This window comes from Lyngbya sp. CCY1209 (assembly GCF_055795065.1).
The window spans coordinates 1-6663 of the sequence record NZ_JAYFER010000191.1 but is presented as its reverse complement, the minus strand read 5'-3'; the positions used below and the strand labels follow the sequence as shown (position 1 = coordinate 6663).

General features: G+C 53.9%; 6 protein-coding genes. 4 read left to right on the top strand and 2 right to left on the bottom strand.

The features are described 5' to 3' along the window. Nucleotides 1-205: 205 nt before the first annotated feature. Nucleotides 206-1174, bottom strand: coding sequence for a Sll0314/Alr1548 family TPR repeat-containing protein (locus AC0QHF_RS03345; protein ID WP_324702769.1), 969 nt, complete (start codon nucleotides 1172-1174; stop codon nucleotides 206-208). A 167-nt stretch (nucleotides 1175-1341) separates the two neighbouring features. Between AC0QHF_RS03345 and AC0QHF_RS03340 the strand changes: the two genes are divergently transcribed. Beyond that, a complete protein-coding gene (locus AC0QHF_RS03340; RefSeq protein WP_324702768.1) occupies nucleotides 1342-1995 on the top strand; it encodes an ABC transporter ATP-binding protein in 654 nt (217 codons plus the stop codon). A gap of 34 nt (nucleotides 1996-2029) precedes the next feature. After that, complete coding sequence (rsmG, locus tag AC0QHF_RS03335; protein WP_324702767.1) at nucleotides 2030-2773, top strand: 16S rRNA (guanine(527)-N(7))-methyltransferase RsmG; 744 nt, start codon at nucleotides 2030-2032, stop codon at nucleotides 2771-2773. Nucleotides 2774-2981: 208 nt separating this feature from the next. On the opposite strand, the gene AC0QHF_RS03330 is transcribed toward rsmG, so the two are convergent. Beyond that, a complete protein-coding gene (locus AC0QHF_RS03330; RefSeq protein WP_324702766.1) occupies nucleotides 2982-3275 on the bottom strand; it encodes a DUF2103 domain-containing protein in 294 nt (97 codons plus the stop codon). Between the two features lie 581 nt (nucleotides 3276-3856). Here AC0QHF_RS03330 and urtA point away from each other — a divergent pair. Together urtA and urtB are read left to right on the top strand one after the other, a co-directional pair. After that, entirely contained in the window at nucleotides 3857-5197 is a 1341-nt protein-coding gene (urtA, locus tag AC0QHF_RS03325; protein WP_473113539.1) for an urea ABC transporter substrate-binding protein, read from the top strand. 219 nt (nucleotides 5198-5416) lie between these two features. Next, the gene (urtB, locus tag AC0QHF_RS03320) at nucleotides 5417-6586 is read left to right on the top strand and encodes an urea ABC transporter permease subunit UrtB (protein ID WP_324702765.1); all 1170 of its coding nucleotides are present in this window, start codon (nucleotides 5417-5419) and stop codon (nucleotides 6584-6586) included. Nucleotides 6587-6663 lie beyond the last annotated feature (77 nt).

The following is a 6663-nucleotide window of genomic DNA, read 5'->3' as shown; positions in this document are numbered from 1 at the left end:
AATTCCCTCGACATCAGGGTTTAAAGGTTTGTCCCTCTGAGGAAACTGTAAACAGACGAGCGCGCACTGCTATATCAGGTTTAATATCAAATCCGGTTGAATATCCGCACCGCTTGGGAATTAACTCCCAAGGGCGCAAGCCTTATTCCCGATTCCCGATTCCCTATTCCCGATTCCCGATTCCCCACCGAGCACACCCCACAGCTCACATGGGCGGCAATTGAGCCGGTCCCCACAATCCCTCCGTCTCCTCAATCGAATCGCGCAGGGGGTCGCAGGGGCGATCGCGGCTGTCGATGCGGACGAGGATTTTGCACTGTTCGTAAAAAATCTGGGCGACGGTGCGCTTGGGGAGCTGCTGCGGTTTTGCCAGGGCGATCTGAAAGCTGGTATTGGCCGCATTTAACAGTTGCGTATCGTTATTGTTTTCCTTCGCCAGCGACCCCAAAATCTGGGCTTTCAAATAGAACAATTCCGGGTGATCGGGGATTTCTTCCAGGGCTGCGTTGACCAAATCTAACGCCTTTTGAAACTGGTCTAAATCTCGGTAGGCGATCGCCATTCCCCAGCGGGCGAGGTAGCGAGGCTCCCCGTACCGATCCAGGCGATCGACAGCTTCCATCGGGTCGGAAAAGGGCAAATTCAAACCCAAAAATAAATCCATATATCCCTTGAGCAGATTCAGTTCCGGATCGTCCGGATCGACTTGCTCGGCGGCGTTCATCAATTGCAATACCGTCTGCAACTTTTGAAAGGCTCGGGGGGCGCCTTGCAGGGTCCCCTCGGTTTCGACGATGTGGGCACCCTGCAAAAAGTGGCCCACCGCCTGATACAAATTGCCCCGCAGGGGGTCCGTGGGGGTGAGGGCGATCGCGGTTTCCAGGGTGCGCTCGGCGTGACGCTCGAGCATCTCCCAGTTTTCATCCTGGTAGGCGAGGGCCGCTTGCAGGGCGTAAATCATCGGTTCCCCCGGTTCGGCGCCTTCCGCCTGTTGGAGATACCGTTCGGCTTCGAGGTAGTTTCCCCGCTCGAACATGGCTCGAAATGCCGCTTCCGTCGTTTCTCCGATCGCCCGGGGGTCCTCGGTGCGGAAGGGATCGGCGGTGGCAACCCCACCCGAAAGGGCGATCGCGATCGGGGCGACACTCAGGAGGGCGACAATGCGGCGTCGCATAGATTTAAAATGGCGGGACACGGCGATCATGGCAATCTTTCCAGAAGTCGAAGGTGGGCGGTTCGGGCGGTTTGACCCCGGCAGGTGACAATCTGCCGATGCTATAATTTTTGACGGGTTTTGCCACGTTCCACCCGGTTGAAATGCCAATTCGAGAAAACCTCTAAATGCTTTATATCAGAAATTTGCTCTATCATCCGGCGGCTTGCAACGCTCCGATTCTCGACAACGTGAATTTGGAGCTCGCCCCCCAGCAGATGGGCTTGATCGTCGGTCGCAGCGGTTCCGGCAAGAGCACGCTGTTGGAAATTTTAGCGGGTTTGGCGCAACAAACCAAAGGGGACATCCGCTGGCGGGAGCAAGAGTTGACGTCGGAACATTTGCCGCAACTGGCGGGGTTGGTGTTCCAGTTCCCGGAACGCCATTTTTGCGGCGGCTCGATTTTGGAGGAGTTGCGGCTCGGACACCCGGAAATCGGACAGGAGCAGATGGAACGGGCTCTGGCGGAGGTGGGTTTGAGTGGAATTCCCCTGCAAACGCCACCCCACTCCCTCAGCGGCGGACAGCAGCGGCGGTTGGCTTTGGCGGTGCAACTGATCCGCCAACCCCATTTGTTGATGTTGGACGAACCGACGGCGGGGTTGGACTGGTCCATGCGGCAGCAGTTGGTGGGTTTGTTGGAAAAGTTGAAATCTCACTGGACGCTGTTGGTGGTGACCCACGACGCGGAGGATATGGTGAGAATCGCCGATCGCTGCTGGAGTCTCGATCACGGACAGTTGCGACCCACCGAAGCGGAACAATTAACAATTAATAATTAACAATTAACAATTAATAATTGGGGTTGAGATTTAGATGGAAAAGACTGGGGGCTTACTTTTGCCGGGGATGGAAGCGCGGTGGGTCGAGACGTTGGGGTGGAGGCCGAGCGATCGCCAGCGGGAGATGTTTCAAAGTTTATACGAACGGATTTTGTCGGGGAATCGGCGGTTGAATTTGACCCGCATCACCGAGCCGGAGGAGTTTTGGGAAAAGCACCTGTGGGATTCCCTGCGGGGGGTCGTCCCCTGGCTATCGAGGGGATATTCCCATTTGAAAATCATCGATATTGGCACGGGGGCGGGGTTTCCGGGTCTGCCGATCGCGATCGCGATTCCGGAGTCCGAAGTGACGTTGCTCGACAGTACGGGTAAAAAGGTGGCATTTTTGCAGACAATCGTGGCGGAGTTGGGGATCGAGAGGGCGTTTCCCGTCGTGGGGAGGGCCGAAGCGATCGCCCAGATGTCGGAACATCGCGAAACTTACGATTTGGTGACGCTGCGAGCCGTGGCGGCGGCGTCGGTTTGTGCCGAATACAGTTTGCCCTTATTGAAAATGGGCGGGACGGCGGTTCTCTATCGGGGACAGTGGACGGAGGTGGAACAAAAGGAGATCCAACGTGCGATCGGCCAATTGGGGGGCGTGCTGGAGTCGGTGGAAGGGTTTGAAACGCCCTTGAGCGGGGGCGTCCGCCACTGCGTTTACCTGCGGAAAGTCGAACCCACCCCCGACCGCTTCCCCCGTCCGGCGGGGGTTCCGGCCCAAAAACCGTTGGGTTGAAAACCCCGACCACCAGAGGCGATCGGGGTTCTCAAATCGGATGCTATGATTGCCGAAAGCTGATATCGCGATGAGCCAAAGCGTATTGACAAATCGAGGGGGATTTGAAAACGCCACAATTTTGATTCAAAGGGGTTTTGAGTTCTCCCGACTCCCGACTCTCGACTCCCGACTCCCGCCCACAGCGCGATCAATCACAGCTATAAAATTATTTTCTTAAAGCATTTGCGATCGCGCCTTCGAGTTCCGGCTGCGAAAGACTGGTGATGAAAAACACTTCCTGAACCGTCTTTCCGGCTCTGGCGAGAACTTTAAAGCCGCCCCGGATGGGGACGGAAACTCTCAATTTCATTTTGGGGCAGTGTCCCTTGGCTTTCGTGATCACGCCGGGGGTGATGGTTTGAATTCCGTCATGGTGGGTGAGGCGATCGAGTACGGGGATCAAGCCCTGCAGGTGGGTGGAGTGATTCCAAACCAAGCGGCCCCGGGAGTTATTTTTCATCGTTTCAGTCTCCAAAATCAACATTTCCAGTATAGATTTTTGGCGGGACGTCCGACAGGCGATCGCGCGATCGGGGCGGGCGAAATTTTTGGGGGGCGATCATCTGTATCGATCGCCGAGCTTATTTTAGAGTCGGAAATAAGGTGTTTTTTCTCAGGGTGAGGGGGGGAACCCAACCCGCGATCGATCCGAAGCCCAGATCGGCTTGGGGAGGTGCGATCGCAACGATGCCCTCAAAAACAGTATCTTTGATTACTTTTTTTTATATTGAGTTGTTCTAGGATACGACACCAGCCCAAAATTTCACCGTCAATCAGTTGCAGATCGGTGGTATTACTGAACAGTAAAATGAGGATGAGATTGGGTAGACTTACTTAGATCGATTTGGCGAACCGGATCGAATCCAAAATCCTCAGATTGTGCGCCGAGTTCCACCCGTGTAAAATCGCAGTTTCGGACTCGAATCAATCGGATCTGCGTAGCATCATTGTTGATCGAGAGTGAGGATTGAAGTCATACCGCTAAAAATGTAAAATTAACGGATAAAATTTTCAACACATCTTCTGGAGTACCCATTATTTATGATGAGCCAAGGATTAGGAAGACGGAAGTTTTTATTGTACGGATCTGCCGCGTTGGGTGGCAGTCTGTTTTTGAAAGCCTGCGGAAATGCCGCCGAAACCACGGGCGAAACGACGGACGGAACGACAGCCGAAACCCCCGACGCAACCACAGCCAGCACGGCCAACGGCGACACGATCAAAGTCGGGATTTTGCATTCTTTGAGTGGGACGATGGCGATCAGCGAAACCACCGTCGTGGAAGCTGAAAAAATGGCGATCGAGGAGATCAATGCCAACGGCGGCGTGTTGGGCAAACGGATCGAAGCGGTGGTTGAAGATGGGGCTTCCGACTGGCCGACATTTGCGGAAAAAGCCGAAAAACTCATCGATCAAGATGGAGTGGTGACGGTTTTCGGATGCTGGACTTCCGCCAGCCGCAAGGCGGTCAAGGATGTCTTTGAATCCAAAAACCATATGTTGTGGTATCCCGTCCAATACGAAGGGCAGGAGTGTTCCAAGAATATTTTCTACACCGGAGCCGCCCCGAATCAACAAATCGAGCCGGCGGTGGATTGGCTATTAGAAAATAAGGGTACGGAATTCTTTCTTGTCGGCTCCGACTACGTTTTTCCCCGCACGGCAAACACCATTATAAAAGAGCAGCTCAACGCCAAAGGCGGAACGACGGTCGGGGAAGATTATCTCCCCTTGGGAAATACGGAAGTCACGGCAATTATAACCAAAATTAAGCAGGCGTTGCCGAATGGTGGCGTGATTTTTAATAGCCTCAACGGAGATAGCAACGTCGCCTTTTTCAAACAGTTGCAGGGGGCAGGACTGACACCGGATTTGTACCCGGTGATGTCGGTGAGTATCGCCGAGGAAGAAGTGCGGCAGATCGGGCCGGAGTTTTTGAAAGACCACTACGCCGCCTGGAACTATTTCCAAACCGTCGATACTCCCGAGAATAAAACTTGGGTGGAGGCGTTTAAGAACAAATACGGTCAAGATCGGGTGACGAACGACCCGATGGAAGCCGCTTACATCATGGTTTACCTATGGAAACAGGCGGTGGAACAGGCGGGGACGGCCGACGATCTCGAAGCGGTGAGGGCCGCGGCGATCGGCCAGCAATTACAGGCCCCGGAAGGGTTGGTGACAATTAACCCCAACCACCACCTGTCCAAAACCGTGCGAATCGGCCAGATTCGGGATGATGGGATGTTCGATATTGTCTGGGCGTCCGACGGTCCGGTACAGCCGATCGCGTGGAATCAATACGTCCCCAGTACGAAGGGTTACGCCTGCGACTGGACCGATCCTGCCAAGGGCGAAAAATTCCAAATGGACGGGGTTTAAATCTCGATAATTGATGGCTGGAAGAACGGGGAATTTAATTTCCCCTTCTCCCCTTTTTTCGCGGAAATCGGAGGGTTGATATGGCAACCGCCCTGGCGACAGCGATCAATTCTGAAACCCGGACTGTGAAAGCTTTTTCTCCCTGTTGTCTGTTTCCTGTTGCCTGTTGCCTGTTGCCTGCCATATCTGTCCATTTGCGGTTGTTTTCAATCTTAAAAAATGCAAGAACTTGCCATCGCCATTTTTAATGGTATCAGTATCGGTTCGGTGTTGCTGATCGCGGCTTTGGGGTTGGCGATCGTCTTCGGACTGATGGGGGTGATCAACCTCGCCCACGGGGAATTGATGATGCTAGGAGCCTACGCCACCTTCGTCGTTCAAAATGTATTCAAACCCCTGGAAGATTCCCCCATATTCAGTATCTATATTTTCGTCGCCCTCCCCGTGGCGTTTGTCGTCGCGGGTTTGGTGGGGCTACTGTTGGAAAGGGGAGTGATCCGATATCTGTACGGCCGACCGTTAGAAACCCTGTTGGCGACTTGGGGGGTCAGCTTAATTTTACGCCAATTCGTGCGGAGCGTCAACTGGGGTTTGGTGTTGGGTATCGCCATATTTTGCCTGCTCTTTTTTGGCGGTTTATTTGTGGTCAAACGTCGGGGGAACTGGGAGCGAATTCGCAACGGGGCGATCGCCCTTTTACTCGTCCTATCTGCGGGAATTTCCACAACCGCGAGTATCCTGTTGGGTCGGGCGTTTGGAGACGTGTTGACCAAGCCCTGGTTCAGTGCCAGAAATGTGGACGTGACGGCGCCGGCTTGGTTGCGGGGGGGTCTGGCTATGGGGAATTTTCAGCTTCCCTATTCTCGGGTTTTTATTATTATTTTAACGCTGCTTTGTTTGGCGGGAATTTATTGGTTTTTGAACCGTTCGACCTGGGGTCTGAGGATTCGTTCTGTCACCCAAAATCGCAGCATGAGCGCCTGTTTGGGCATCCCCACCGATCGCGTCGATGCTTTGACATTTGCATTGGGTTCCGGACTGGCGGGAATCGCCGGATGTGCGATCACATTATTGGGTTCTGTCGGTCCAAATACGGGGCAAAATTATATCGTCGATACGTTTATGGTGGTGGTCGTCGGGGGTGTAGGAAACCTGTTCGGGGCGGTGATCGCGGCGTTGGCGATCGGAACGGTCAGCTATCTGATCGGTTCGGGAACGTTGGCGTTATTGATTTCTCCGGTGGAATTTTTGCAGCCCTTAACCGACCTGTTTAATTTCTTCGCGACGACCAGCATGGCGAAGGTGTTGGTGTTCGTTTTAATTATCGCATTTTTGCAGGTCAAACCGGCGGGTATTTTTCCGCAAAAAGGTCGGACGGCGGAGTTGTAGATTCGGTCGAAGTAGCACGGGCATCCTGCCGGTGCTGAGAATTCGGTCGAAGTAGCACGGGCATCCTGCCGGTGCTG